Genomic DNA, 25,923 nt, shown 5'->3' on the forward strand with positions numbered 1-25,923 from the left:
CGGGCGTCGTGTCCCCCTGTGGCAGGGGCGCACGCCGGACGACGCACAACAGCGACCTATTCTTCCACGCCGTCCGGCCTGCGCCAAAATCGGCCGTACGGCTCCCCCGCCGGGTCCGGCGCCCAGCCCAGGATCGACAGCATCTCGCGGTCCTTCTTGTCGAAGGCCTTGGGCTCGCAGCGCTCGATCAGGTCGGGCCGGTGGGCGGCCGTGCGCTTCAGGGCCTCGTCGCGCCGCCAGCGGGCGATCTTGCCGTGGTGGCCGCTGAGCAGCACGTCCGGGATCTCCCGGCCGCGCCACTGGGGCGGCTTGGTGTAGATCGGCCCCTCCAGGAGGTTGGCCATGGCCCCGGGCGCGAAGGAGTCGTCGCGGTGGGACTCGGCGTTGCCCAGGACGCCCGGCAGCAGCCGCGCCACGGCCTCCGTGACGACCAGGACGGCCGCCTCGCCGCCGGCGAGCACATAGTCGCCGATGGACACCTCGTAGACGGGCATCCGGGTCGCGTACTCGTCGATGACCCGCCGGTCGATGCCCTCGTAGCGGGCGGGCGTGAAGACCAGCCAGGGCCGCTCGGAGAGCTCTACGGCGAGTTCCTGGGTGAAGGGCCGGCCGCTGGGCGTGGGCACGATGAGCGCCGGCGCACCGGAGCCCGTCTCGTAGCCGTCGGCCAGGACCGAGTCCAGGGCGTCGCCCCAGGGCTCGGTCTTCATGACCATGCCGGGGCCGCCGCCGTAGGGGGTGTCGTCGACCGTGTTGTGGCGGTCGTACGTCCAGGAGCGCAGATCATGCACGTGCACATTCAGCTGTCCACGCGCGCGTGCCTTGCCGACGAGGGAGACGTTCAGCGGTTCGAGGTACTCGGGGAAGATCGTGACGACGTCGAGCCGCATTACGCCTCCTCCTCCCTGGAGGACACGATTTCCGCCTGGTCGTCGATCAGCCCGGGCGGCGGGTCGATGACCGCGCGCTGCTCCTCCAGGTCGATCTCCGTGACGATCGACTCGACGAACGGGATCATCACCTCGCTGCCATCGGGCCGCTCCACGATGAAGAGGTCCTGGGAGGGCAGGTGCGAGATCTCGGTGATCCGGCCGACCTCCACGCCGTCCTTGGTGACCACGTCCAGATCCATGAGCTGGTGGTCGTAGTACTCGTCCTCTTCCTCCGGCAGCTCCTCCGGGTCGATCTCGGCGATCAGGAGGGTGTTACGCAGGGCCTCGGCGCCGGTGCGGTCGCTCACGCCCTCGAAGCGCAAGAGGAGACGGCCGCTGTGGACACGGCCCGCCTCGATGGTCAGGGGGCCGGTGGAGGCGGGTTCGGTGGCCAGGACGGCTCCGGGGGCGAGCCTGAGCTCCGGCTCGTCGGTGCGTACCTCGACGGTGACCTCGCCCTTGATGCCGTGGGCGCGGCCGATGCGAGCGACTACCAGCTGCACTGTGCTTGATCTCCTGTAGTACGACGACGGGCCGGGGACGGCCCGCAGGCCCTCCCCGGCCCGAGCCGGTTTGCGATAGACGTCAGTGGATGTGATCCACGAACGTCAGCGGACGTGGTCCACGTCGACAAGGTCGACGCGGACACCTCGGCCGCCGATGGCGCCCACGACGGTGCGCAGAGCGCGAGCGGTGCGGCCGTTGCGACCGATCACCTTGCCGAGGTCGTCGGGGTGTACCCGGACCTCCAGCACGCGTCCACGACGCAGGTCGCGCGAGGCGACCTGCACATCGTCAGGGTTGTCGACGATGCCCTTCACGAGGTGCTCAAGGGCCTCCTCGAGCATGCTCAGGCCTCGGTCGACTCGGACTCGGCCGCAGCCTCGTCCTTCTTCTCAGCCTTCTTCTTCTGGGTGATCGCCTCACCCTTGCTCGCGTCGTCGCCACCGAGGGCGTCGAACACCGGACGCGCGGCCTTCGGCGCGGCCACGAGCAGCGGAGCCGGGGCCGGCAGGCCCTTGAACTTCTGCCAGTCGCCGGTGAGCTTCAGGATGGCGAGCACGGGCTCGGTCGGCTGCGCGCCGACACTCAGCCAGTACTGCGCGCGGTCCGTGTCGACCTCGATGCGCGAGGGGTTCTGCACCGGGTGGTACAGACCGATCTCCTCGATGGCCCGGCCATCACGGCGGGTACGGGAGTCGGCGACGACGATGCGGTAGTGAGGCGAACGGATCTTGCCCAGACGCTTCAGCTTGATCTTGACTGCCACGGGAGTGGGTTCTCCTGGTTTTGACGTGGTTGGGCACGGCGAGATGGCCGCGTGGGGTTGCGGTACCCGAGTGCCCGATGGACGCGTCAGCCGGAGGCGAGAGGGTTCCTGTGCGGCTGTCGAGTACAGCTAGCCATTGTGCCACACCCTGGCGGTCCGCTCGACCGGGGAGCATGCCCCCGGTCGCGCGGAAGCGACACCCGGCGCCGGGAGGTGACCGGCGCGGGTGTGCGCAACCCCGACCTGCGGGATGCGGCTGCCACGAGCAGCCGCATCCTCAGGCCGCGCCCACGACCTCCGGGATGCGGAAGGGCTTGCCGCAGCCCCCGCACACGATCGGCGCCTGGGCCAGCACCGACGGGACGACCCGTACGTTACGACCGCAGTCGCACACCGCCTTGACGCGGACGCCGCCACCGGACGAGCCGTGACGGGCGGCCGGGCCGCGGAAGGTGCGCGAGGTGTCGGCGGAGGTGGCGACGGTGTGGGCCTTCAACGCGCGCTGGAGGCGCTCGATGGTCGGCCGGTAGCGCCGCTTGGCCTCGGGGTTGAGCTGGACCAGCGAGAAGCCGCTGCTGGGATGCGGTTCGTCGGGGTGGTCCAGGCCCAGCTCCTCGGCGATCGCGAGGAATCTGCGGTTGTGGTAGCGGCCGGCACGGGACGTGTCGCGCACGCCGCGCGAAGCGGCGATGCCATGGACTGCCTCATGGAGCAGTCGCTCGAAGGAGAGCTCGTGTCCGCATGCGGACGACGACTCTCCGATCAGGGACTCGGGCGCGGCCAGATCGGGCAGTTCGGGGTGGTACCGCTGAATGTCGGCCCACGCCTCTGCCAGCTCTGCGGCGAGAACAGGTGGTGTCTGTGTCGTGCTCACGTAATGACAACGAGCCGGAGTGCCCCTGTGTTCCGATTCCGGGGCATCCCAAATAATTTGCACGTACCCGTCAGTTGCCGCTGATGCGTCCTGACGAGGGCGGGTGCGCTGATCTGCGGAGAAGCCTCACAGCTCATACCAAGCTGGTGCGTAGTCCTACGTACGACCCCGCGCGTAGACGCTGTCCGCGCGCCGGGGGAGCTGTACTCCGCCGTTGCGCAAGGGGCGTTTCGGTCGCTCTCCCGCCGGAAGGGCGCTACATCAGTAAGCGCGCGCGACGACCGCGACGTTACCGGGTGCCTTGTCGGCGTCCGGTACCGACCCGTCCTCGGCGACCAGACACCGTACGGTCACCGCGTGCTCGGCCAACTCGGCCTCGCCTTCTTCGCCGAGGGTCGCCCACGGGATGCGCGCCCAGCCGCCGGCGGTGGCGGCCTCGACGGCCTCCGCGATCGTCGACACCTCGGAGGTACGGGACTCGCGCCGCTCGCGGGACTGCCTCAGCAGCAGCGCCTGATCCTCCTCCAGGACTACGGGAAGCAGCTCTACGAGGGAGTCGATCGCCACCGGCTCCTTGCCTCCCGGGATCCGGCGGGCCAGCATCGCGGTGCCGTTCTCCAGGTCACGGGGTCCGACCTCGATCCGTACGGGCACGCCCTTCAGCTCCCAGTCGACGGCCCGGCGCCCGAAGGGGATGTCCGTGCGGACGTCGACCCGGACGCGCACGCCCGCCGCCTTCAGCCGGTCCCCGATCTCGCGGACCTTGGCCAGAACCGCCTCGTCGCCCTTGATCGCGAGGACGACGGCCTGGATGTGGGCGAGCCGCGGCGGCACCCGGAGTCCGTCGTCGTCGCCGTGCATCATCACCAGGGCGCCGATCATGCGCGTGGTGGAGCCCCATGAGGTCTGCCAGACGAGTTCCTGCTTGCCCTCCTTGGACAGGTACTGGGTGTGGAAGGCCTTGGCGAAGTTCTGGCCCAGCTCGTGACTGGTCGCCATCTGCAGCGCCTTGCCGTCGCCCATCATCCCTTCCAGGGTGAGGGTGTTGATCGCGCCCGCGAACCGCTCCTTGACCGTCTTGCGGCCCGGTACGACGTCCATCGCGAGGACGTTGACCATGAAGTCCTCGTAGACCTGACGGTGGATGTGCGCGGCGAAGTCGCGCGCCTCCTCGTAGGTCGCGTGCGCCGTGTGGCCCTCCTGCCAGAGGAACTCACTCGTACGGAGGAAGAGGCGGGGCCGCAGCTCCCAACGGACCACGTTCGCCCACTGGTTGATCAGCAGGGGCAGGTCGCGGTAGCTCTGCACCCACTTCGAGAAGTACTCGTTGATGATCATCTCGGAGGTGGGCCGGACGACCGCAGGCTCCTCCAGCTCCTTGCCGCCGCCGTGGGTGACCACGGCCAACTCGGGCGCGAAGCCCTCGACATGGTCCGCCTCGCGGGCGAGGTAGGACTGCGGGATCAGCAGCGGGAAGTACGCGTTCTCGGTGCCCGTGTCCTTGATGCGGGCGTCCATCTCGGCCTGCATCCGCTCCCAGAGGCCGTACCCGTACGGTCGGATGACCATGGAGCCGCGCACCGGGCCGTTGTCGGCCAGCTCGGCCTTGCTGATCAGATCCTGGTACCAGCGGGGGAAGTCTTCCGCCCGCGGCGTGAGTACGGGTGCCTTGGCCATGGCGAGATCGTACGGGGCCGCGTTGCCGTCATGTGAATTCTTTTCACTCCCACAGAGAAGCCACAAGCCGGACCCCACAACCCCTGGACGCCGTCGCGAGTGCGGAGTTTGCTGGCATACGGGGGAAGTGCGGGCGCACATCACGGGGGCCTCGGAAACGGGCACGGCCACAACTCTCGGCGGATTGGGGCGCTTTCCATGACACCTACGCTCGTGCGGCAGTACCTGCCTCATGCGGGGCCCGCGCCCCGCGTGGACCTGGGTGCACGCGCGCGTGACTGGTCCGAGATCCAGGAGCGGATGCTGGTGCCGCTCCACGAAGCCGTCTACGAGCGACTGGAGGTGGGGTCCGGCACCCGGCTGCTCGGCCTCGGCTGCGGTTCAGGGCTGGCTCTGTTGATGGCGGCCTCCAGAGGCGCGGCCGTCACCGGTGTCGAAGGCTCCTCCCCCGAACGACTGGCCCTCGCCCGGGAGCGCCTGCTGCCGGACGCATGGGCTCCACGCGCGCGTGCGCGCACCCGGCTCGTCCACGGCTCACCTCGCGACGCGGCCGACGCGGAGACGCCCGCGTACACCCTGGTGACCGCCTTCGAGCCGATCGGGTGTCTCGCGGGCGACTCGGAGGGACTCGGCGAGTTACTCGCGTCCGCAACGCCACTGGCCGGGCACGGGACACCCGTGGTGCTGGCCGCCTGGGGTCCGCCGGAGCGCTGTGCCACGTCGTCCGTGCTGCGGGTGGCCACCAGGCTCGCGGATCCGCTGCGCAGCGCGGGCAGTTGGCGCCCGGCTCTGCGCGACGACCTGGAGGAGGTCGCCCAGCGCGCGGGCCTCAGGCCGGACGGCTCCGGGCGGGTGTCGTGCCCCTTCGGGTACGCCGACGTCGAGAGCGCCGTACGAGGGCTGCTGTCGACGGGGCTCTTCGACGCGGCGATCAGCGCGACCGATCAGGTGCAGGTGGACAAGGAGTTGGCGGAGGCCTTGCATCCGTATCAGCGGCGGGACGGGACGGTGTGGATGCCGAACGTGTTCCGGTATCTGATCGCGCGTACGACCTGAGGATGACTACGGCTCTTCCTTGAAGAGGCGGGTGACGCCCGCGATGCGGTACGCGTCCGTCTCCTCCAGCGTCTCGTTCTCCAGGAGGGCCTCGGCCAGCGAGTCCAACTGGCCGCGGTGGTCGCGGAGTTTGCGGAGTGCCTCGTCGTAGCACTCGTCGACGATGCGGCGCATCTCGTGGTCGATCACGTCCAGGGTCTGCGGTGCCGCCGAGAGGCCGTAGGCCTGCTGGGCGTCGCTGGGGAGGGCGGAGAGGCGGCCGACGCGCTCGCTCATGCCCCAGCGGGCGACCATGCCGCGCGCGATGTTGGTGACCTGTTCGAGGTCGTTCTCGGCGCCGGTGGTGATCACTCCGTAGACGACCTGTTCCGCGGCCATGCCACCGAGGGCGCCGATGATCCGGCCGCGCAGGTACTCCTCGGTGTACGCGTACTTGTCCGCGTCCGGCGTCGAGAGCGTGACGCCGAGGGCCCTCCCGCGCGGGACGATGGTGATCTTGCGGACCGGGTCGGCGCCGGGCTGGAGCATGCCGAGGAGGGCGTGGCCGCTCTCGTGGTAGGCGGTGCGGCGGCGTTCCTCCTCGGGCATCACCAGCGGGCGTTCGGCGCCCAGTTGGACCTTCTCCAGGGCTTCCGAGAGGTCGGACTGGGTGACCTCGCTCTGCTTGCGCTTGACGGCGAGGAGGGCGGCCTCGTTGGCGAGGTTGGCGAGTTCGGCGCCGGTCATGCCCGGGGTCGTACGGGCGACCTGGGCGAGGTTCACGCCCTCCGCGAGCGGGATCTCGCGGGTGTGGATCTCCAGGATCGCCTCGCGGCCACCCCGGTCGGGCGGCGAGACCACGACCACCCGGTCGAAGCGGCCGGGGCGGGTCAGGGCCGGGTCGAGGACGTCGGCGCGGTTGGTGGCCGCGATGACGATGACGCCCTCGGAGCCGGAGAAGCCGTCCATCTCGGTGAGGATCTGGTTCAGGGTCTGTTCGCGCTCGTCGTGACCGCCCATGCCGCTGCCGCCGCCGCGGGCCCGGCCGATGGTGTCGATCTCGTCGATGAAGATGATGGAGGGCGCCACCTTGCGGGCCTCCGCGAACAGTTCACGCACGCGTGAGGCACCGACACCGACGATCATCTCGATGAACTCGGAGGCCGAGGCCGAGAAGAACGGCACCCCCGCCTCCCCCGCGACCGCCCGCGCGAGCAGCGTCTTGCCGGTGCCGGGCGGGCCCGAGAGCAGCACGCCCCGGGGCATCTTGGCGCCCATCTTGCGGTAGGCGTCCGGGTTCTTGAGGAAGTCGACGACGTCGTTCAGCTCGCCCTCGACCTCGTCGATGCCGGCGACGTCCTCGAACGTCGTGCGCTGCTTGCCCGGCTCCAGCTCGACCGGTTTCGGCGGTGCCTTGCGGCCGAGCATGCCGCCCGCGCCGCCGAGCCCCGAGCTCATCCGCCGCGCGATGAAGAGCCACAGGACGACCAGGAGCACCATCGGGGCCAGCGAGATCAGCAGATTGGCCAGAAAACTACGGTGCTGGACGACCGGCTCCGCCGTGACGGTGACGTTGTGCTTGGTCAGGTCCTCCCAGAGCTGGTCGTCCGCGAAGGTCGGCCGCTCGGTGTCGAACTTGGTGTACTTGCCGTCGCCGTCCGGGTTGTCCTGGCTCTTCTTGAGCTGGCCCTGGATCGCGTTGCCCTTGGCGTAGATCTTGGTGACGTTGCCCGCGTCGACCTGCTTGCTGAACTCCGTGTACGAGATCGTCGGCTCGTTGCCCTCGTTGAAGAAGGACAGGATGAGGTTCGCGATCAGGTAGACGACCAGCGCGGTGAGGATCAGGCTCCACCAGCCGCCGCGCATCTTCTTCCCGCCCGGCGACGGCTTCGGGGGCTCGTCCGGGGTGCCCTCGGTACGCCAGGGCTGGTCGGTCGACTTGCGCGGCGGCGCGGGGTTGGTCATATCGGCAAGTTACGACACGGGCCAGGCGTCGGCACGCCCAGCACGCGCCGAGGACGCCCTTCCGGAGAGGGGCGCCCTCGGCGACGTAGAAGACGGGTTGTCAGCCCATGAACCTTCTCAAGCTCAGCCCATGAACTTCTTGAACTCGTCCGGCAGCTCGAAGTCCTGGGCGCCCTGCTCGGGCAGTCCGAACGCGTTGCCGCCCTGAGCCGCACCCGCCTCGCGGCGCTGGGCCTCTTCCAGTTCCTGCTGCTTGCGCTTCATCGGGTTGCCGGAGCGCTGCTTGCCCTTGGCCTGCTTGGGCTGCTTCTTGGTGCGGCCGGGGCCGCCGCCCATGCCCGGCATCCCCGGCATGCCGGGCATCCCACCGCCCTGCGCCATGCGGGACATCATCTTGCGGGCCTCGAAGAACCGCTCGACCAGGCCCTTCACGGCGCTGACCTCGACGCCGGAGCCCTTGGCGATACGGGCGCGGCGCGAGCCGTTGATGATGGTCGGCTCGGCGCGCTCGGCCGGGGTCATCGACTTGATGATCGCGGCCGTGCGGTCGACGTCGCGCTCGTCCAGGTTGTTGATCTGGTCCTTGATCTGGCCCATGCCGGGGAGCATGCCGAGCAGCTTGCTGATGCTGCCCATCTTCCTGACCTGTTCCATCTGGGACAGGAAGTCGTCGAGGGTGAAGTCCTGGCCCTTCTTGGACGCCAGCTTGGAGGCCATCTTCTCGGCCTCTTCTTGGCTGAACGTCTTCTCCGCCTGCTCGATCAGGGTGAGCAGGTCACCCATGTCGAGGATGCGGGAGGCCATCCGGTCCGGGTGGAAGGCGTCGAAGTCGTCGAGCTTCTCGCCGTTCGACGCGAACATGATCGGCTTGCCGGTGACCGAGGCGATCGACAGGGCCGCACCACCGCGGGCGTCGCCGTCGAGCTTGGAGAGCACCACGCCGTCGAAGCCGACGCCGTCGCGGAAGGCCTCGGCGGTGTTGACCGCGTCCTGACCGATCATCGCGTCGACGACGAACAGGATCTCGTCCGGGCTGACCGCGTCGCGGATGTCCGCGGCCTGCTGCATCAGTTCCTGGTCGATGCCCAGGCGGCCCGCGGTGTCCACGATCACGATGTCGTGGACCTTGGTCTTCGCGAACTCGATGGAGTCCTTGGCGACCTTGACCGGGTCCCCGACGCCGTTGCCCGGCTCGGGCGCGTAGACCGCGACACCGGCGCGCTCGGCGACGACGCTGAGCTGGTTCACGGCGTTCGGGCGCTGGAGGTCGGCGGCGACGAGCAGCGGCGAGTGCCCCTGGTCCTTGAGCCACTTGCCGAGCTTGCCGGCGAGGGTCGTCTTACCGGCACCCTGGAGACCCGCGAGCATGATCACGGTCGGCGGGTTCTTGGCGAAGCGCAGGCGCCGGGTCTCGCCGCCGAGGATCGTGACGAGTTCCTCGTTGACGATCTTCACGACCTGCTGGGCCGGGTTGTTCAGCGCCCTGTTGAGGTCGGCGCCGAGAGCACGCTCCTTGACGTTCTTGATGAACGTGCGGACGACGGGCAGGGCCACGTCCGCTTCGAGGAGGGCGATACGGATCTCGCGCGCGGTGGCGTCGATGTCCGCCTCGCTCAGACGCCCCTTGCCACGCAAATTCTTGAAGGTCGCTGAGAGGCGGTCGGAGAGAGTATCGAACACGGCGGCGTCGGTCCTCGGAGTCGGGGGCAGTGTGAGCGTCTTCCAGGGTATCCGGCCGCGCAAGCGAATCGTCCCCGCCCGCGGGGTCGGAAAGCCGGGGCGGGCTCACGCCCGCAACGTCTCCTCCAGCTTCCGTGCCGCCGCGGCCGCCTCGTCCGTCGGCAGGGGTACGCCCTCGGGGGTCGTCACGTAGAAGGCGTCCACCGCGTTCGAGCCCAGGGTCGACACGTGCATGCTCCGGACCCGTACCCCCACGTCGTCCAGGGCTCGTCCGATGCGGTGCAGCAGCCCGGGGGCGTCGTGCGCGCGCACCTCGATGACCGTGGCGTGCCGGGAAGCGGCCGGGGCCACCGTCACACGGGCCGCCGGTGCCACGACACCCCGGCGGCGCGGATACGCGGCGTCGCGCTCGGCGAGGCGGCCCGCGATGTCCAAGGATCCGTCCAGGGCCCGTACGAGATCGGCGCGCAGCCGGGCGGCCTGGGGCAGGGAGCCGTACTCGGCGGCGACCCGCCAGTTCAGCAGGAGCACCGAGCCCTCTACGCCGTCGGGCAGGTCCAGGGCGCGCAGTTCCGCCGTACGGACCGTCAGGCGGTGCATCGCCAGGACGCCGGCCACCGCGGGGAGGACGCCCGGCTGGTCGGGGACGGCGATCAGGAGTTCCACGCCGAGGGGTTCGGGGTCGCCGGCGGGCTCGCCCTCGGACGGGGGTTCGGTCTGGGCCCGGAGCGCGAGCACCGGACCGCCCGTCGCTACAGCCTCGATCGCGAGCCGTTCCTGCTCGGCGGTGGCCGCACCTGCCTCGGGCTCCTCGGGGGCGTCCCCGGTGAGGACCGCGGCGACCCGCTTCACCAGGTCGGTGACGAGGGAGGCCCGCCAGGAGGACCAGGCGGCCGGTCCTGTGGCCAGCGCGTCCGCCTCGGTCAGGGCGTGCAGCAGTTCCAGGGTGCTGGTCGTACCGACCGCCTCCGCGACCGAACGGACCGTCGCCGGGTCCTCCAGGTCACGCCGGGTGGCGGTGTCGATGAGCAGCAGGTGGTGGCGTACGAGCGTGGCGAGTACGGCGACTTCCGCGCGGTCGAAACCGATGCGGGCGGCCACGTCCTTGGCGATGATCTCGCCGGCCACGGAGTGGTCGCCGGGCCAGCCCTTGCCGATGTCGTGCAGCAGCGCGGCGACCAGGAGCAGGTCGGGGCGGCTGACGCGGCGGGCGAACTCCGAGGCGCGGACGGCGGTTTCGATGAGGTGCCGGTCGACGGTCCAGATGTGCACGGCGTTGCGCTGCGGGCGGCAGCGCACCCGCTCCCAGTCGGGGAGGAGGCGGGTGATCAGTCCCTCGGCCTCCAGCGCCTCCCACACGTCGACGGTGGGCTGCCCGGAGCCGAGCAGCGTGACGAGCTGTTCGCGCGCCTCGGCGGGCCAGGGCGTGGGCAACGGGCGCGCGGTGGTCGCCATGCGCCGTACGGCGTGCAGGGAGAGCGGAAGACCGGCCTGTGCGGCGGCAGCGGCGGCGCGCAGCGGGAGGACCGGGTCGCGCTCGGGGCGCGCGGCGCGGGCGAGCACCACCTCACCGTCCTGTTCCACGACCCCTTCGGCCAGCGGTGAGCGCTCGGCGGCGGGTTTGGCGCCCCCGCCGAGCATGGCCCGCAGCCTCGGCCGCACGGCACGGGACCGCAGCACACGCCCCACTTCACGCCAGGTGACGTCACTGGCGTACGACACGACGCGTGCCGCTTCGTAGACCTGCCGCAGCAGGGTGTCCGCGTCGAGGAGGCCCAGCTCGGCGGCGACCTGGTCCTGCTCCTGGAGCGCGAGCCGGTCGGTCGCGCGGCCGGTGGTGAGGTGCAGGGCGTCGCGGACGTCGAGGAGGCGGCGGCGGGCGTCGGCGAGGCCCTCGCGCGGGGCGTCGGCGAGCCAGGAGGCCGCTACGGCGCGCAGCGCGGTGGCGTCGCGGAGGCCGCCGCGGGCCTCCTTGAGGTCGGGTTCGAGGAGGTACTGCAACTCGCCCTGGCGCTCGGCGCGTTCGGCGCAGAGTTCCTGGAGTTCGGGGAGGCGTTTGGGTGCCTGGTTGCGCCAGTCGGCGAGGACGGCCGTGCGCAGTCCGGCGGTCAGGCCGAGGTCGCCGGCGAGGTGGCGGGCGTCGAGGAGGCCGAGCTGGACCTTGAGGTCCTCGCCGGCGGTCTTGCGGGCCTCTGACGGGGTGCGGACGGAGTGGTCGAGGGCGAGGCCGAGGTCCCAGACCGGGTACCAGATGCGGTCGGCGAGCGCGGCGACCGCGCCGGAGTCGCTGCCGTCGTGCAGGAGGAGCAGGTCGAGGTCGCTGCGCGGGGAGAGCTCGCCGCGGCCGTAGCCGCCGACCGCGACCAGGGAGACGCCCTTGAGTGCTTCGTTGCCGGCGGTGAAGAGGCCGGACAGCCACTCGTCGGTCAGTTCGGCGAGGGCGGCACGGCGCGGCGGCCCGGACCGCACCCCCTCAGTGAGGAGGCGCAGCCGGGCCGCCGCGTAGCCACTGGGTCCGGAGTCCTCTGCATCCTTGCGCACGTCCGTACTCGACACCCAGCGACTCCTGTTCGTTTCTTTTAGAGCGCGTCCGGTCCGCGCTCGCCGGTCCGGACCCGGACGGCCGTCTCGACCGGGAGGGACCAGACCTTGCCGTCACCGATCTTGCCGGTGCGGGCGGCCTTGACGATGACGTCGATCAGGCCTTCGGCGTCGTCGTCCTCGGCCAGCACCTCGATGCGGATCTTGGGGACCAGGTCGACCGTGTACTCGGCGCCCCGGTATACCTCGGTGTGTCCCCGCTGACGACCGTAGCCGCTCGCCTCGGTGACCGTCAGACCGTGGACCCCGAAGGCCTGCAGGGCTTCCTTGATCTCGTCGAGCCGGTGGGGCTTCACGACGGCGGTGATGAGCTTCATGCGTCCACCTTCTTCGTCTCCGGGGCGGCGAGAGCGGAGCTGCCGATGCCACCGCCGGCGCCGCTGAAGTCGTATGCGGTCTCGGCGTGCTCGGCCTGGTCGATGCCGGCGACCTCTTCGTCCTCGGTGACCCGCATACCGATGGTCTTGTCGATGAGGAAGGCGAGGACCGCGGAGGCGACCAGGGAGTAGCCGAGGACCGCGCCGACACCGGCGAACTGCTTCCACAGCTGGGTGAAGGAGTGGTCGCCGTAGAAGACGCCGGTCGCGGCGGACTGGCCCTTGCCGGTGGCGAAGAAGCCGATGAGCAGGGAGCCGAGGATACCGCCGACCATGTGGACGCCGACGACGTCGAGGGAGTCGTCGATGTTGAACCTGTACTTCAGGCCGACGGCCGCGGCACAGCCGACACCGGCGATGGCGCCGACGGCGATAGCGCCGAGCGGGGAGACCGCACCACCGGACGGGGTGATGGCGACCAGACCGGCGACGGCACCCGAGGCCGCGCCCAGCGTGGTGAACGCGCCGTGGCGGATCTTCTCGTAGGCGAGCCAGGCGAGCATGGCGGCGGCGGTGGCGACCTGGGTGTTGACGAACATCAGCGCGCCGACGCCGTCGTCGTTGCCGAGCCACGAACCGGCGTTGAAGCCGAACCAGCCGAACCACAGCAGACCGCAGCCGAGCATGACCAGCGGAAGGCTGTGCGGACGCATGGGGTCACGCTTGAAGCCGACACGCTTGCCGATGACCAGGATGACGCCGAGGGCGCCGGCACCGGCGTTGATGTGGACCGCGGTACCACCGGCGAAGTCGATCACACCGAGCTTGAAGGCCCAGCCGTCGGCGCCCCATACCCAGTGGGCGACCGGGACGTAGACGACCGTGAGCCACAGGGCGACGAAGAGCGCCCAGGCCGAGAACTTGACGCGGTCGGCGATCGCACCGCTTATCAGGGCCGGCGTGATGACCGCGAACATCATCTGGAAGACCATGAACACGAAGATCGGGATGGTGTAGCCGGGCCAGAGGTCCGTCAGGCCGACGTCGCTCATTCCCAGCCAGTGGGAGTCGTAGCCGATGAAGCCGTTGCTCGAACCGAAGGCGAGCGAGAAGCCGTAGAGAACCCACAGGATGGTGACGATCCCGATGCTGATGAAACTCATCATCAGCATGTTCAGGGTGCTCTTGACGCGGACCATGCCTCCGTAGAAGAAGGCGAGTCCCGGTGTCATGAGCAGCACCAGGGCAGAACAGATCAGCATGAAGCCTGTGTTCGCGGAGGACAGTTTGGGTGCCTCAGCGGCAAGCGTGATGGCGGCTGATGCCATCGGCGTCTCCTCGTCGGTTGTACGGCCCCGTGCGGGCGAAGCCTGTATGCGGTCCGGTCAAGGCGGGGGGTCCGGTTATGCGCCATGAGATTGGCGTAGCGCGGTTTCCGTCGAAGCCCCTCGATGTTTCACCGGAGTGACGAAGGCGCCGCGTGTGTTACGCGTCGATGAACCGCCGGATCTCCGGCCGCGCGATCGTTATCGTGGCGCAACCTTCCCCGACGGTACGAAACCGGCCGCGGGCGGCCTTCCGCTGACCTGGCACGGGACGCCGGGTCCGGCGGTCCGGGAGGGGCGGTCGCCGCCGGGGCATGGGGTTCGGACCACTTCGACGGTCCTCCGCGACTCGGCCGCGAGCCGCTCGGCGCGGTCGACGATTCCGGCCGGACCGCCGACGCCGCGGACCACCGCGCGGACGGCCTTTCGAATACGACATGTGGAACCGGCCGCGGTCGGCCTTCCGATGACCTGGCATGGGGGAGCCGAGTCGGGCGGTTCGGGAAGGCCGGCCGCGGCCGGGGCTTGGGGTGCTCAGACCGCTTCGGCGGTCTCCGGGAGCTCGATCGCGAGGCGCTCGGTGAGGTCGACGACCTCGGCGAGATCGCCGAAGTCCCGGACCGCCGTGTCGACGGTCTTTCGGATACGAGTGTTGACGCGCTCGGAGCGCACCTTCTTGGCGACGGTCATCGCCTCCGTCGCCAGCACCGCGCTCTGCTCCGGCTCCCGCTGCAGAAGGTGCACGGTGGCCATTCCGATGAGATTGAGTGCGTACGACCGCTGGTGCTCGTCGTCCTTGGAGAAGAGGTCCACCGCCCGCTGCATGACGGGCTCGGCCAGCGAGGCGTAGGCGGGGCTGCGGCCGGCGACGTAGGCGAGGTCGCGATAGGAGTGCGAGTTCTCGCCGTACAGCTCGGCCTCGGAGAAGAAACGGATCCAGTCCGGGTCCGGGTCGTCCCAGTCGTGTACGTCCCCGAAGGTGTCCTCGGCCATCCGGACCGCCCGCTTGCACTTGCCGGGCTGGCCCATGTTGGCGTAGGCGCGGGCCTCCATCGCATACAGCATCGACTGGGTCCGCGGGCTCGCGCAGTCCCGGCTGCCGTACTGCGCGAGGTGGATCAGCTCCAGCGCGTCGTCGGGCCGGCCGAGGTGGATCATCTGGCGGCTCATGCTGGAGAGGACGTACGACCCGAGCGGCTTGTCGCCCGCCTCCTTGGCGGCGTGCAGGGCGAGGACGAAGTACTTCTGCGCGGTGGGCTGCAGGCCCACGTCGTACGACATCCAGCCCGCCAGCTCGGCGAGTTCGGCGGCGACCTTGAACAACGTGCGGTTGGTGGCCTCGGGTTGGGGCTCCTGGAGCAGGTCGGTCACCTCGTGCAGCTGCCCTACGACCGCCTTGCGGCGCAGACCGCCGCCGCACTGGGCGTCCCACTTGCGGAACATCTCCGTGGTGGACTCCAGCAGCTCCAACTCCGGCGGGGAGAGCCGCCCCTGATGCCGGGAGGCGCTCGCGGGCTCGGGCTCCGGCAGGTGGGCCGCGGGGCCGGGGACGAGCCAGCGCTGCATGGGTTCGATGAGCGTCGGTCCCGCGGACAGGGCCAGCGAGGTCCCGAGGAAGCCGCGCCGCGCCAGCATGAGGTCGCTGCGCGAGAACTCGCTGAGCAGGGCCACCGTCTGCGGGGCCGTCCAGGGCAGGTCGACGCCGGACACGGACGGCGCCTGGCGGGCCGCGCGCAGGCCCAGGTCCTCGACCGAGACGACACACCCGAAGCGCTCGGAGAACAGCTCCGAGAGGATCCTCGGGATCGGCTCGCGCGGGTTCTCGCCGTCCAGCCAGCGGCGCACGCGCGAGGTGTCCGTCGAGATGTGGTTGGCCCCCAACTGCCGTGCCCTGCGGTTCACTTGACGCGCCAGCTCACCCTTGGACCAGCCGCTGCGCACGAACCACGAGCCGAGCAGCTCATTGGGGCGCTTGTCCGTACTGGTCGCGGTCGTCCCGCTTCCGCCGTTGCCGCCCACTGGAACGCCCCCATCCCTGGAACCACTTGTCGCCGCTGTGCGCCAAGCCCTATCAGAATGCCGGTAAATACGGCTTCCCGTCCCGCACTTGTCACCCTTCGAACGAGATGACGAGTTGCCTCCGGCATACCCACAAGCGCATGTGCCCCGAGGACTTGTGCACTCAAAGTAATCCTACGATCACCCGTCCAGCCACGGCGATCCTGGAAACGCCACCATTCGCCACCCCTTCGAATGAACCTACGGTTGCCCGCACACGATTCACTTGACATAGGACGGCCGGAAGTGGGCGGAGCGGTGCACGCAGGGGCGCGCACCGTCGAGCACACCACCCGGACCGCTCCCGGGCGCTGCCTGGACCATGCGGCGCGGGGCAGGCGTGAACACAGAGTGACGTTCCGCATCCGTCTCGTAACCACCGGTGCGCCGGACCCGTTGGAGGGGGCATGGGCTTCACGATCGGCAGCAGTCGGAGTATCCGCGACATCCGGTCCGGCACGCGCCGCCGCGGCCGTTCCTCGGAGTGCACGGCCGTGGCCGAGTTCACCGGGCTGTGGGGCTGGGACGTGGTCGCGGGCGCGCGGGCCGCGGGCGGCGCGTGCTCCTGCGGCGACACCAAGTGCCCCACGCCGGGCGCGCATCCGCTGACCTTCGCGCCAGAGGTACGGGCGGGCGCCACCCTCGACGAAGTGACCGAGGCCTGGGCCGAGTTGCCCGGCGCCTCGATCATGCTGCCGGTGGGGCGCGCGTTCGACGTGATCGAGGTGGCCGAGCCCGCCGGTCGCCGCGCGCTGGCCCGCCTGGAGCGGATGGGCCTCCCGCTCGGCCCGGTCGCGGCGACCCCCGACCACCGCGCCCACTTCTTCGTCGCCCCCGGCGCCACCGCCGAACTCCCCTCACTCCTCTACCGCATGGGCTGGGACGACCCCACCTCCCTCGACCTCCGCGGCCTGGGCCCCGGCACCCACATCACCGCCCCACCCTCCGACCGAGGCGGCCTGGGCCCGGTCCGCTGGCTCCGCTCCCCCGCCCTCGACTCGGCGACAAAGCCACCGGCGGCACGACTGTTGCTGGGCACGCTGGCGTACGTGGCACACAGGTCGCGCGCATAGGTCGTAAACGACGAAGTGCCCTTCTCCAACTACGAGTTGGAGAAGGGCACTTCTCTGAAGGGGGCTGACTACAGCGCGCCCCAAAGGGGCGCGGGGAACTGCGCGACCAGCCCCCACCGACCCGCAGCCAAAAAACCGCCCACCCCGCGGAGCGCTCAGTCCCCGATAAGGGCGTCAACAAACGCCTCCGGTTCAAAGGGCGCCAAATCATCCGCACCCTCACCAAGCCCGATCAGCTTCACCGGCACACCCAGCTCCCGCTGCACGGCGACCACGATGCCGCCCTTGGCCGTCCCGTCCAGCTTGGTCAGAACAATGCCGGTGATGTCGACGACCTCGGCAAAGACGCGAGCCTGCACCAGCCCGTTCTGCCCGGTCGTGGCGTCGAGCACCAGCAGCACCTCGTCGAGCGGCGCATGCTTCTCCACGACCCGCTTCACCTTGCCGAGCTCGTCCATGAGACCGGTCTTGGTGTGCAGCCGCCCGGCCGTGTCGATGAGGACGACGTCGACGCCCATCTCCTTGCCCTCCTTCACCGCGTCGAACGCGACGGAGGCGGGGTCCCCGGCCTCGGGCCCGCGCACGGTGTGGGCACCGACCCGCTCGCCCCAGGTCTGGAGCTGATCCGCGGCGGCGGCCCGGAAGGTGTCGGCGGCGCCGAGGACGACGGTCCGCCCGTCGGCCACGAGGACGCGGGCGAGCTTGCCGGTGGTGGTGGTCTTGCCGGTGCCGTTGACCCCGACGACCATCACGATGCCGGGCTTGCGGTCCTCGGGCTCGGTCTTCACCGCGCGGTCGACGTCGGTGCCGACCAGCTTGAGCAGTTCCTCGCGGAGCAGTGTGCGCAGCTCCTGCGGGGTTCGGGTGCCGAGCACCTTCACGCGTGCGCGCAGCCCGTCGACCAGTTCCTGGGTGGGGGCCACGCCGACGTCGGCGGTGAGGAGGGTCTCCTCGATCTCCTCCCAGGTGTCCTCGTCGAGGTGCTCGCGCGACAGGAGCGTGAGCAGCCCCTGGCCGAGCGCGCTCTGCGAGCGGGAGAGCCGGGACCGCAGCCGGACGAGCCGTCCGGCGGTCGGCTCGGGAACATCCAGCTCGGGGACATCCAGTACGGGGGGTTCCTCGACGGCGACCGGGGCCGAGCCGTCCGGAAGATCCACCTCCTCTATCGTCCGGCGCGCTTCGTCGCGCGGCGTCTCGGCCTCGTCGCCGACGTGCGGCTCGGCCGGCGGGGCGGTGATGTCGGGCACGGAGGTGGGCGGCGGGGGCAGCGGCTTCTTGCGCCGGCTGCCGACGACGAGCCCGCCGAGCGCACCGAGCACGACCACGGCGATGACTACAGCAAGGATGACGGTTTCCATAACCCACCCAGTATCAGCCATGGGTCTCGCCGGGGCCCAGCGCGGGCGCGGCCGGGGCGTCGGCGCCACGCATCCCACACACCCCACGCGGCCGGGACGACCGTAGCCATGGCGATGGCCATCTGGACGTAGTCACGACCATGGCCATCTGATGCACCGTCAGCTACCGTCCCCCACCACACACGAAGGGGGACCTCCCATGCCCGTCTCGGTCGTACGCTTCAACCTCGTCGAACCCGGCGCGACCCCCGCCTCGCTGAGCGCCCGCTACCGGGCCGCCCTGGAGATGGCCGCGTACGCCGACGACCGCGGGATCACCACCGTCCAGACGGAGGAGCACCACGGCGTCGCCAACAACTGGCTGCCGTCGCCCTTCGCCTTCGCGGGCGCGGTGTTCGGCGCGACCCGGCACATCGCGGTGACCGTCTCGGCGGTCATCGGCCCGCTGCACGACCCGCTGCGGCTGGCCGAGGACATCGCCGTACTCGATCTGCTGAGCGGCGGCCGGCTGGTGACCGTGGCCGGGATCGGCTACCGGCCCGAGGAGTACGCCCAGTTCGACGTGGACTGGAAGCGCCGGGGCAGGCTCCAGGACGAGCTGCTGGAGACGGTCCTGAAGGCGTGGTCCGGCGAGGAGTTCGAGTACCGGGGCCGTACGGTACGGGTCACCCCGCGCCCCTTCTCCGACCCGCACCCCCTGCTCCTGGTCGGCGGCTCCTCCAAGGCCGCTGCCCGCCGGGCCGCGCGCCTGGGCCTGCCGTTCTTCCCCAGCGCGCACCTGCCCGACCTGGAGGCGTACTACAAGGACCGGCTCGTCGAGTACGGCACCGAGGGCTGGACCATGATGCCGGGCGCGGAGACCCCGCTGCTGCACATCGCCGAGGACCCGGACCGGGCGTGGGCCGAGTACGGGGCGCACTTCCTGCACGAGGCACGGACGTACGCGTCCTGGCAGTCCGGGGACATCCGCTCGGCGGTGAAGTCGGGGGCCACGACCGTGGCCGAGCTGCGCGCGGAGGGCGTCTACCGCATCCTCACGCCGGACGAGTGCGTGGCGCTGGGGCTCGACAACCTCGTACTGCATCCGCTGTCGGGCGGGATGCCGGTGGACGAGGGGTGGCGCAGCCTGCGTCTGTTCGCGGAGCAGGTGCTGCCGCGGCTCGGGGAGTGACCCCGATTCGGAGGGTGACCTTTACCCGCAACCGGTGGACCGGCCGGTCGACCGGTGGTCCACTGCGGTCATGACCTTGGCTGTGGATGTGTTCCTGCGTGACGCGGACGGCCAGTGGAACGTGCTCGACGTTCCGGAGGGGTGCAACGACTCGGCCGGGTTCGAGAACTGGCGCGAGACCGTGTGGGGTTCGGCGCCCGTGCGCGCGCTGGGCTGCGTGTACCTTCCCGTGCTGGCCTCCAGCGACCTGTACGTCGAGGCCTCGGACGTGCCGGAATTCCTGCGCGAGCTCGGGCTGCTGCGGGCGCATCTGGAAGCTGTCGCCGCGGCGGTCGGCGAGCGGCCCGACCTGGTCGAGAGCCGCCTGGACAACATCGAGGCCGCCGCTCTCCGGGCCCGGGAGATCGGCGGCGGTGTCCTCATCTGGTGACTGAGAGGTGGTTTCGGGGAGACGGGCGGCGGGGGATGGAGCCCGTCTCCCCGAGCTTGCGGGGAGGGCCCGGTCAGCCCATCTCCTCCAGCTTCTTGCCCTTCGTCTCCTTCACGAACTTCAGGACGAACGGGATGGAGAGCGCGGCGAAGACCGTGTAGATCACGTAGGTCGCGGAGAGGTTCCAGTCGGCCAGTGACGGGAAGCTCGCGGTGATGGCCCAGTTGGCGATCCACTGCGCGGAGGCGGCGACGCCCAGGGCAGCGGCGCGGATCCGGTTCGGGAACATCTCGCCGAGGAAGACCCAGACCACGACACCCCAGGACAGGGCGAAGAAGAGGACGAACACGTGGGCCGCGACCAGCGCGGTCCAGCCCTGCGCGGAGGGCAGCTTGCCGTCGACGAGGTGGTAGGAGAAGGCCCAGGCCTCCAGCGCGAGACCGACGACCATGCCGACCGAGCCGATGAGGGCCAGCGGCTTACGGCCGATACGGTCCACGAAGATCATGGCGATCACGGTGCCGATGATGTTCACGATCGACGTCGTGAAGGAGTAGAAGAACGACTGCGTGGGGTCGACGCCGACGGACTGCCACAGCGTCGAGGAGTAGTAGAACGCGACGTTGATGCCGACGAGCTGCTGGAAGGCCGAGAGGCCGATGCCGACCCAGACGATCGGCTTGAAGAAGAAGCCGCCACCGCCGAGCAGGTCCTTGAAGGTCGACTTGTGCTCGCTCTTCATCGCGTGCTCGATCTCGGCGACCCGGGCGTCCAGGTCGACGTCGTCGCCCTCGACCTCACGCAGCACGTCGTGCGCGCGGCTCAGCTTGCCCGCGGAGATCAGGAAGCGCGGGGACTCGGGGATCGCGAAGGAGAGCAGGCCGTAGAGGACGGCCGGGACCACCATGACGCCGAGCATGACCTGCCAGGCTTCCAGGCCCATGAGCTTGCCGCGCTGGTCGCCGCCGGCGGCGTTCAGCAGGCCCCAGTTGACCAGCTGCGAGATCGCGATACCGATGACGATCGCGGCCTGCTGGAAGGCGCCGAGCCGGCCACGGTAGGCGGGCGGGGAGACCTCGGCGATGTAGGCGGGGCCGATGACGGAGGCCATACCGATGGCGAACCCGCCGATGACCCGCCAGAAGGCGAGGTCCCAGAGCGCGAAGGGCAGCGCCGAACCCACGGCGCTGATGGTGAACAGCACGGCGGAGATCTGCATACAGCGGATACGGCCGATGCGGTCGGCGATGCGGCCGGCGGTCGCGGCGCCGATGGCACAGCCGATCAGGGCGATCGCGATGACCTGGGCGAGGGCCGCGGAGCCTACGTCGTAGCGGCTGCGGATCGCCTCGACGGCGCCGTTGATCACGGAACTGTCGTAGCCGAAGAGGAAGCCGCCCATCGCGGCCGCCGCCGCGATGAAGATGACGTGCCCGAGATGTTCGGGATGAGCCGTCCCGGCTCCTGACTGAGGTGCCTGCGCAGTGCTGGTCACGTGTAACTCCTCGGGCCACCGGCAACGCCGCCGGTGTGGGGGGCGACCCTTCCAGTGGCTCACAGCTTTCAGCCGCCCACCACTTGAAGGTAAGAACAACGTTGCAGAGACTATTCCTTCAAGTTTCGAAGTCAATAGTCGGGTAGCTGTGAAGTTGAGGGCACAGAGAGGCGGAGTTGTGTTCAAGAATTGAAGGCTTCAAGAAGTGCAGGTAGAGACCGGTGTAGCCAGCACGTACCGCCGCCCGACTAGCGCAGTCGCTGCGAGATGACCTTCGACACACCGTCGCCCTGCATGGAGACGCCGTACAACGCGTCGGCGACCTCCATCGTGCGCTTCTGGTGGGTGATCACGATCAGCTGCGAGGCCTCCTGCAGCTCCTGCATGATCCGGATCAGCCGCTGCAGGTTGGTGTCGTCGAGCGCCGCCTCGACCTCGTCCATCACGTAGAACGGGCTGGGCCGCGCCTTGAAGATCGACACGAGCAGCGCTACGGCGGTCAGCGAGCGCTCCCCACCGGAGAGCAGGGAGAGCCGCTTGACCTTCTTGCCCGGCGGACGGGCTTCGACATCCACACCCGTGGTGAGCATGTTGTCGGGATCGGTCAGGATCAGCCGCCCCTCGCCACCCGGGAACAGCCGGCTGAAGACGCCCTCGAACTGCAGGGCCGTGTCCCGGTACGCCTCGGTGAAGACCTGCTCGACGCGCTCGTCGACCTCCTTCACCACTTGAAGCAGGTCGGCGCGGGTCTTCTTCAGGTCCTCCAACTGCTCACTGAGGAACTTGTGCCGCTCCTCCAGCGCCGCGAACTCCTCCAGCGCGAGCGGGTTCACCTTGCCCAGCTGCTGGTACGCCCGTTCGGCCGACTTGAGCCGCTTCTCCTGCTCGGCGCGGTGGAACGTACGGGGCTGGTTGCGCGGGTCCTCCGGGTCGTCCGGCAGCACCTCGCCCTCGGCGGCGAGCGAGGGCGGGACGAGCTGATGCGGCCCGTACTCCTCGACGAGCCCCGCCGGCTCCACCCCCAGCTCCTCAAGCGCCTTGGTCTCCAACTGCTCGATCCGCATCCGCTTCTCGGCACCGAGCACCTCACCGCGGTGCACCGAGTCGGTCAGCTTGTCGAGCTCGCCCTTCAGGTCGCGCCCCTGATTCCGGGCGGCGGCCAACTCCTGCTCACGGCGCGCCTTGGCGGCATCGGCGGCGGTGCGCTCCTCGTCGGCGCGGGCGAGGGACACCTCGACGTGCGCGAGCAACTGCCGCGCCCCGAAGGCAACGGCCTCCGCCACACCGGCCTCATGCCGCAACCGCGCGAGCCGCTGCTCGGCCCGCGCCCGCGCCTCACGCTCCGCTCGGGCTCCCCGGTCCAGCGAATCGGCCCGCCCGGCAAGCCCCTTGACCCGCTCCTCATGCGTACGGACCTGAAGCCGCGCCTCCATCTCGGTCTGCCGCGCATTGGCCCCGTCGGCGGCGAGCCGGTCCCGCACGGAGGTATCAGGCTCCTCCTCGACCGGCATCTCCTCAGCCACAGCCAGCCGTTCGGCCAGCACTTCAGCCTCTTCTACGGCCTTGTCGAGCGCGTCCTGTGCCCGTGCGGCGGCAGCGGTCGACCGCTCGGCCTCACCAGCGGCGCCCCGCGCCTGCCCGGCGAGCCGTCCCAACTGCTGCGCTACGGCCGACTTCTCGCGCTCGGCTGCCCGGCGCCGCTCCCCCAACTCCTCGACCAGCGCGGCACATTCCTTGCGCCGCTCGGTTGCGGCCTGCTGTGCGTCGGCCAACTCCTCGCAGCGGACGGCCAGTTCTTCCAGCTCCGCGGCGGCTTCGTCTACGGAGGCCTGGACTTCGAGGAGGCTGGGGGCGCCTGCGGAGCCGCCGTGGGCGAAGTGGGCGCCGAGGAGGTCGCCTTCGGCGGTGACCGCGGTCAACTCTGGGTGTGTGTATACGAGTTGCTCGGCGGCTTCGAGGGTGTCGACTACGACGTAGTTCTGGAGGAGTCTGCGGACTGCGGGCATGAGGTCGGCGGGGGCGCGGACCAGATCTGCCGCGTAAGGTCGTTGGGCGTCTGCGGGTTCGTTGTGGCTGGTCGCGCCGTTCCCCGCGCCCCTTTGGGGCGCCTCAGTGGGCGGCGTTGAATGGTCAGGGCCTCCTGCCAGCAGCAGCGCCGCCCTGCCGCCATCCTGCTTGCGCAGCAAGCGGATCGCGTCCGCCGCCGAGGACGGTGTCGTCACCGCGATCGCGTCCGCCGCCGCGCCGAAGGCTGCCGCCAGGGCGACCTCGTGGCCCGGGGTCACCGTCAGCAGTTCCGCCGCCGGGCCCAGGATTCCGGTGAGGCGGTCGCGGGCGCCCAGCAGTATCCCGGTGCCGTCCTTCCGCCGTAGGCCCAACGCCAGCGCGTCGCGGCGGGCCTGGGTGGCGGCACGTTGGCGTTCTGCCGCTGTGGACGCCTCTCGGGCAGCTGCCTGGGCGGCTTCCGCCTCTGACAGCGCGGCCCGGGCCACCTCGTGCCGTTCGGAGAGCTCCGCGTCGCCTGCGTCCAGGCCGTCCACCTCGGCCTGGAGTGTCTCGTACTCCTCCTGCGCGGTGACCGCCCGTTCCTGGGCCTCGTCGCGGGCGGAGGCGAGGCGGTCGATCTCGGCCTGGGCGGAGGCGGCGCGTGAACGGGCCGCGTTGACCTGGCCGTTGAGCCGGGCGAGGCCCTCACGGCGGTCGGCGATGGAACGGGCGACGTCCTTCAACCGCCGTTCCTCGGCGGTGAGTTCACGCTCCAGCTCGGAGCGGTGGGCGACCGTGTCCTCCAGGGCGTGCTCGGCCGCCTCCAGGGCCGCTTCCAACTCGGCTTCCTGTTCGCGGATGCGGGCGGCCTCGCGCTCCATGTCCTCGGGGTCGCGCCCACGCCGTTCCTCGGGCGGCGCCGATGTCGCGCTCTTCACCCGGGCGTCGGCCAGCGAGATCGTGCCGCGTACCCGCTCGGCCAGCTGGGACAGCTCGTACCAGGTCTGCTGGGCGCGCTGGAGGCGCGGCGTGAGCTGCCGTACCTCGTCCTCCAGGAGGCCCTCGCGCTGGAGCGCCTTGCGCAGCTCCAGTTCGGCGGCTTCCTTGCGCCCCTTGAGCGCGGCCTCGTCGGCGATCTCGGTGTTCAGCGCCTGGCGCAGTCGTACGAGATCGTCGGCCAGCAGGCGGAGGCGGGCGTCGCGGAGGTCGGCCTGGATGACGGCAGCGCGGCGGGCGACCGCGGCCTGGCGGCCGAGGGGCTTGAGCTGGCGGCGGAGTTCGTCCGTCAGGTCCTGCACGCGCGCGAGGTTGGCCTGCATCGCGTCCAGTTTGCGGAGCGCCTTCTCCTTGCGCTTGCGGTGCTTGAGGACTCCGGCCGCCTCCTCGATGAAGGCGCGGCGGCCCATGGGGTCGGCGTGGAGTACGGAGTCGAGCTGGCCCTGGCCGACGATGACGTGCATCTCGCGGCCGATGCCGGAGTCGGAGAGGAGTTCCTGGATGTCGAGGAGGCGACACGTGTCGCCGTTGATCTGGTACTCGCTGCCGCCGTTGCGGAACATGATCCGCGTGATGGTGACCTCGGCGTACTCGATGGGCAGTGCCCCGTCGGAGTTGTCGATGGTCAGGGACACCTCGGCGCGGCCCAGCGGGGGGCGGCCGGTGGTGCCGGCGAAGATGACGTCCTCCATCTTGCCGCCGCGCAGCGACTTGGCGCCCTGTTCGCCCATGACCCAGCTGAGCGCGTCCACGACGTTGGACTTGCCCGAGCCGTTCGGGCCGACGACGCACGTGATCCCCGGCTCGAACCGGAGCGTGGTCGCCGAGGCGAACGACTTGAACCCCCGCAGGGTCAGGGCCTTGAGGTGCACGCCGCTGGACTCTACCTTCCGCCGGTTGCTCTCTCCATGAACGTCCGGTTCCCCGCGGTTTCGCCCTTGAACGTGCAGGGCACACCAAACGTTAAAGAGGGTGGAGGCATGCGGGGGAAAGAAAGAAGGGACGCCGAAGCGTCCCTTGCAAACTCTGACAACTTAGCGGTTGATACGGGCCGCCCAACCACTGCTTGTCATGATGCGGTGCAGTGATCAGGTGAGCGCGGGCTCCGCCTGGCGTGCGTCGAGCTCAAGAAGCGAATCGTGAGTTGCGGCAGCCGTCAGCGCGTCGTTCTCGTCCTGGATCCGAACGAGCTCTGATTCCAGGTCCTGGACGCGTTGCTGGAGCCGTCGCATCTCGGCGAGGAGTCGCGGGTCAGAGCCGCCGACGTAACCGAGAAGCGCCTTTGCCATGATGGATGGTCCTCCACACTGAGTGACCGACCGAAGCGGTGTGGGTCGTGAGGGAATCGCACCCGCGATGCTTGACATACTTGAGGGTTGCTCTGCTGTTCTTCCATGCCAAACAGCTAAGGTGCGCGGGGTTTTCAGCGTCTCACCAAAATGTTTGACGGTCAACACGATCACGCCCCGTATTGGCGGGCAACCCGGGGGCACGCGGCCCGGACGGGGCGGCGCTGCGACTCCTGCGGGGCCTCTCACACTACGGCGATCATCTTTAGGTGCGGAGCCTGCCAGAGCGAGCCGTTCTTGGCAACCACCAGGTCATTTCTGCTGTGGGCAGCTGCCGGTGGCATGTCCCTCCGCTTCCGCCAGGGCCGCTTTACACCCTTTCGCAGAATGT

At 70.0% G+C, this 25,923-nt stretch carries 20 protein-coding genes; 4 read left to right on the top strand and 16 right to left on the bottom strand.

The window, feature by feature from the left end; all coding sequences use genetic code 11:
- Window positions 1-56 precede the first annotated feature (56 nt).
- The 6 genes from trmD to proS form a co-directional block, all read right to left on the bottom strand.
- Window positions 57-890, bottom strand: a complete 834-nt coding sequence (trmD, locus tag AB0I69_RS19075; RefSeq protein ID WP_355922656.1) for a tRNA (guanosine(37)-N1)-methyltransferase TrmD — start codon at window positions 888-890, stop codon at window positions 57-59.
- On the bottom strand, window positions 890-1,435 hold the full coding sequence (gene rimM, locus AB0I69_RS19080; RefSeq protein ID WP_363096801.1) for a ribosome maturation factor RimM: 546 nt from the start codon (window positions 1,433-1,435) through the stop codon (window positions 890-892). Before rimM ends, trmD begins: the two co-directional genes overlap by 1 nt.
- 105 nt (window positions 1,436-1,540) lie before the next feature.
- Window positions 1,541-1,780, bottom strand: coding sequence for an RNA-binding protein (locus AB0I69_RS19085; RefSeq protein WP_005479813.1), 240 nt, complete (start codon window positions 1,778-1,780; stop codon window positions 1,541-1,543).
- A gap of 2 nt (window positions 1,781-1,782) precedes the next feature.
- Window positions 1,783-2,202, bottom strand: coding sequence for a 30S ribosomal protein S16 (rpsP, locus tag AB0I69_RS19090; protein WP_363096802.1), 420 nt, complete (start codon window positions 2,200-2,202; stop codon window positions 1,783-1,785).
- Between the two features lie 277 nt (window positions 2,203-2,479).
- Window positions 2,480-3,076, bottom strand: coding sequence for a hypothetical protein (locus AB0I69_RS19095; protein WP_019058697.1), 597 nt, complete (start codon window positions 3,074-3,076; stop codon window positions 2,480-2,482).
- Window positions 3,077-3,337: 261 nt separating this feature from the next.
- Window positions 3,338-4,753, bottom strand: a complete 1,416-nt coding sequence (proS, locus tag AB0I69_RS19100; protein WP_363096803.1) for a proline--tRNA ligase — start codon at window positions 4,751-4,753, stop codon at window positions 3,338-3,340.
- 198 nt (window positions 4,754-4,951) lie between these two features.
- Here proS and AB0I69_RS19105 point away from each other — a divergent pair, with 198 nt between their 5' ends.
- Window positions 4,952-5,809: an SAM-dependent methyltransferase gene (locus AB0I69_RS19105; protein WP_363096804.1), complete on the top strand. Its 858-nt coding sequence runs from the start codon at window positions 4,952-4,954 to the stop codon at window positions 5,807-5,809.
- Window positions 5,810-5,815: 6 nt separating this feature from the next.
- On the opposite strand, the gene ftsH is transcribed toward AB0I69_RS19105, so the two are convergent.
- The 6 genes from ftsH to AB0I69_RS19135 all read right to left on the bottom strand — a co-directional run bounded on the left by ftsH (window position 5,816) and on the right by AB0I69_RS19135 (window position 15,695).
- On the bottom strand, window positions 5,816-7,753 hold the full coding sequence (gene ftsH / locus AB0I69_RS19110; protein ID WP_363096805.1) for an ATP-dependent zinc metalloprotease FtsH: 1,938 nt from the start codon (window positions 7,751-7,753) through the stop codon (window positions 5,816-5,818).
- Between the two features lie 123 nt (window positions 7,754-7,876).
- Window positions 7,877-9,433, bottom strand: coding sequence for a signal recognition particle protein (ffh, locus tag AB0I69_RS19115; protein WP_363096806.1), 1,557 nt, complete (start codon window positions 9,431-9,433; stop codon window positions 7,877-7,879).
- A 105-nt stretch (window positions 9,434-9,538) separates the two neighbouring features.
- Window positions 9,539-11,989 (bottom strand): [protein-PII] uridylyltransferase, encoded by a 2,451-nt coding sequence (locus tag AB0I69_RS19120; RefSeq protein WP_363096807.1) that lies wholly within the window; start codon window positions 11,987-11,989, stop codon window positions 9,539-9,541.
- A 23-nt stretch (window positions 11,990-12,012) separates the two neighbouring features.
- Complete coding sequence (locus tag AB0I69_RS19125) at window positions 12,013-12,351, bottom strand: P-II family nitrogen regulator (RefSeq protein WP_006379495.1); 339 nt, start codon at window positions 12,349-12,351, stop codon at window positions 12,013-12,015.
- On the bottom strand, window positions 12,348-13,679 hold the full coding sequence (locus AB0I69_RS19130; protein WP_363096808.1) for an ammonium transporter: 1,332 nt from the start codon (window positions 13,677-13,679) through the stop codon (window positions 12,348-12,350). Before AB0I69_RS19130 ends, AB0I69_RS19125 begins: the two co-directional genes overlap by 4 nt.
- A gap of 531 nt (window positions 13,680-14,210) precedes the next feature.
- Window positions 14,211-15,695 (bottom strand): hypothetical protein, encoded by a 1,485-nt coding sequence (locus AB0I69_RS19135; protein ID WP_363096809.1) that lies wholly within the window; start codon window positions 15,693-15,695, stop codon window positions 14,211-14,213.
- A 446-nt stretch (window positions 15,696-16,141) separates the two neighbouring features.
- On the opposite strand from AB0I69_RS19135, the gene AB0I69_RS19140 reads away from it, so the two are divergent.
- Window positions 16,142-16,807, top strand: coding sequence for a bifunctional DNA primase/polymerase (locus AB0I69_RS19140; protein ID WP_363096810.1), 666 nt, complete (start codon window positions 16,142-16,144; stop codon window positions 16,805-16,807).
- Between the two features lie 155 nt (window positions 16,808-16,962).
- Here AB0I69_RS19140 and ftsY read toward each other — a convergent pair whose 3' ends face one another.
- Window positions 16,963-18,165 (bottom strand): signal recognition particle-docking protein FtsY, encoded by a 1,203-nt coding sequence (ftsY, locus tag AB0I69_RS19145; protein WP_363096811.1) that lies wholly within the window; start codon window positions 18,163-18,165, stop codon window positions 16,963-16,965.
- Between the two features lie 199 nt (window positions 18,166-18,364).
- On the opposite strand from ftsY, the gene AB0I69_RS19150 reads away from it, so the two are divergent.
- Both AB0I69_RS19150 and AB0I69_RS19155 read left to right on the top strand, forming a co-directional pair.
- The gene (locus AB0I69_RS19150) at window positions 18,365-19,336 is read left to right on the top strand and encodes an LLM class flavin-dependent oxidoreductase (protein ID WP_363096812.1); all 972 of its coding nucleotides are present in this window, start codon (window positions 18,365-18,367) and stop codon (window positions 19,334-19,336) included.
- A gap of 70 nt (window positions 19,337-19,406) precedes the next feature.
- Window positions 19,407-19,766, top strand: a complete 360-nt coding sequence (locus AB0I69_RS19155) for a hypothetical protein (RefSeq protein ID WP_363096813.1) — start codon at window positions 19,407-19,409, stop codon at window positions 19,764-19,766.
- A 73-nt stretch (window positions 19,767-19,839) separates the two neighbouring features.
- Here the strand turns inward: AB0I69_RS19155 and AB0I69_RS19160 are convergent, their stop codons facing one another.
- The 3 genes from AB0I69_RS19160 to AB0I69_RS19170 form a co-directional block, all read right to left on the bottom strand.
- Window positions 19,840-21,261, bottom strand: a complete 1,422-nt coding sequence (locus AB0I69_RS19160) for a sugar porter family MFS transporter (RefSeq protein ID WP_363096814.1) — start codon at window positions 21,259-21,261, stop codon at window positions 19,840-19,842.
- 248 nt (window positions 21,262-21,509) lie between these two features.
- A complete protein-coding gene (gene smc / locus AB0I69_RS19165; RefSeq protein WP_363096815.1) occupies window positions 21,510-25,115 on the bottom strand; it encodes a chromosome segregation protein SMC in 3,606 nt (1,201 codons plus the stop codon).
- Window positions 25,116-25,331: 216 nt separating this feature from the next.
- Window positions 25,332-25,532, bottom strand: a complete 201-nt coding sequence (locus tag AB0I69_RS19170) for a hypothetical protein (protein WP_033282668.1) — start codon at window positions 25,530-25,532, stop codon at window positions 25,332-25,334.
- Window positions 25,533-25,923: the final 391 nt, after the last annotated feature.

The organism is Streptomyces sp. NPDC050508, from assembly GCF_040655155.1.
Classification (GTDB): domain Bacteria; phylum Actinomycetota; class Actinomycetes; order Streptomycetales; family Streptomycetaceae; genus Streptomyces.

Bases quoted from the DNA above. Each gene is read 5' to 3' on its own strand.
- trmD (WP_355922656.1), bottom strand. From the start codon at position 890: ATGCGGCTCGACGTCGTCACGATCTTCCCCGAGTACCTCGAACCGCTG.
- AB0I69_RS19150 (WP_363096812.1), top strand. From the start codon at position 18,365: ATGCCCGTCTCGGTCGTACGCTTCAACCTCGTCGAACCCGGCGCGACC.
- proS (WP_363096803.1), bottom strand. From the start codon at position 4,753: ATGGCCAAGGCACCCGTACTCACGCCGCGGGCGGAAGACTTCCCCCGC.
- AB0I69_RS19140 (WP_363096810.1), top strand. From the start codon at position 16,142: ATGGGCTTCACGATCGGCAGCAGTCGGAGTATCCGCGACATCCGGTCC.
- AB0I69_RS19170 (WP_033282668.1), bottom strand. From the start codon at position 25,532: ATGGCAAAGGCGCTTCTCGGTTACGTCGGCGGCTCTGACCCGCGACTC.
- AB0I69_RS19085 (WP_005479813.1), bottom strand. From the start codon at position 1,780: ATGCTCGAGGAGGCCCTTGAGCACCTCGTGAAGGGCATCGTCGACAAC.
- ftsY (WP_363096811.1), bottom strand. From the start codon at position 18,165: ATGGAAACCGTCATCCTTGCTGTAGTCATCGCCGTGGTCGTGCTCGGT.
- AB0I69_RS19155 (WP_363096813.1), top strand. From the start codon at position 19,407: ATGACCTTGGCTGTGGATGTGTTCCTGCGTGACGCGGACGGCCAGTGG.
- ftsH (WP_363096805.1), bottom strand. From the start codon at position 7,753: ATGACCAACCCCGCGCCGCCGCGCAAGTCGACCGACCAGCCCTGGCGT.
- AB0I69_RS19105 (WP_363096804.1), top strand. From the start codon at position 4,952: ATGACACCTACGCTCGTGCGGCAGTACCTGCCTCATGCGGGGCCCGCG.
- AB0I69_RS19125 (WP_006379495.1), bottom strand. From the start codon at position 12,351: ATGAAGCTCATCACCGCCGTCGTGAAGCCCCACCGGCTCGACGAGATC.
- AB0I69_RS19130 (WP_363096808.1), bottom strand. From the start codon at position 13,679: ATGGCATCAGCCGCCATCACGCTTGCCGCTGAGGCACCCAAACTGTCC.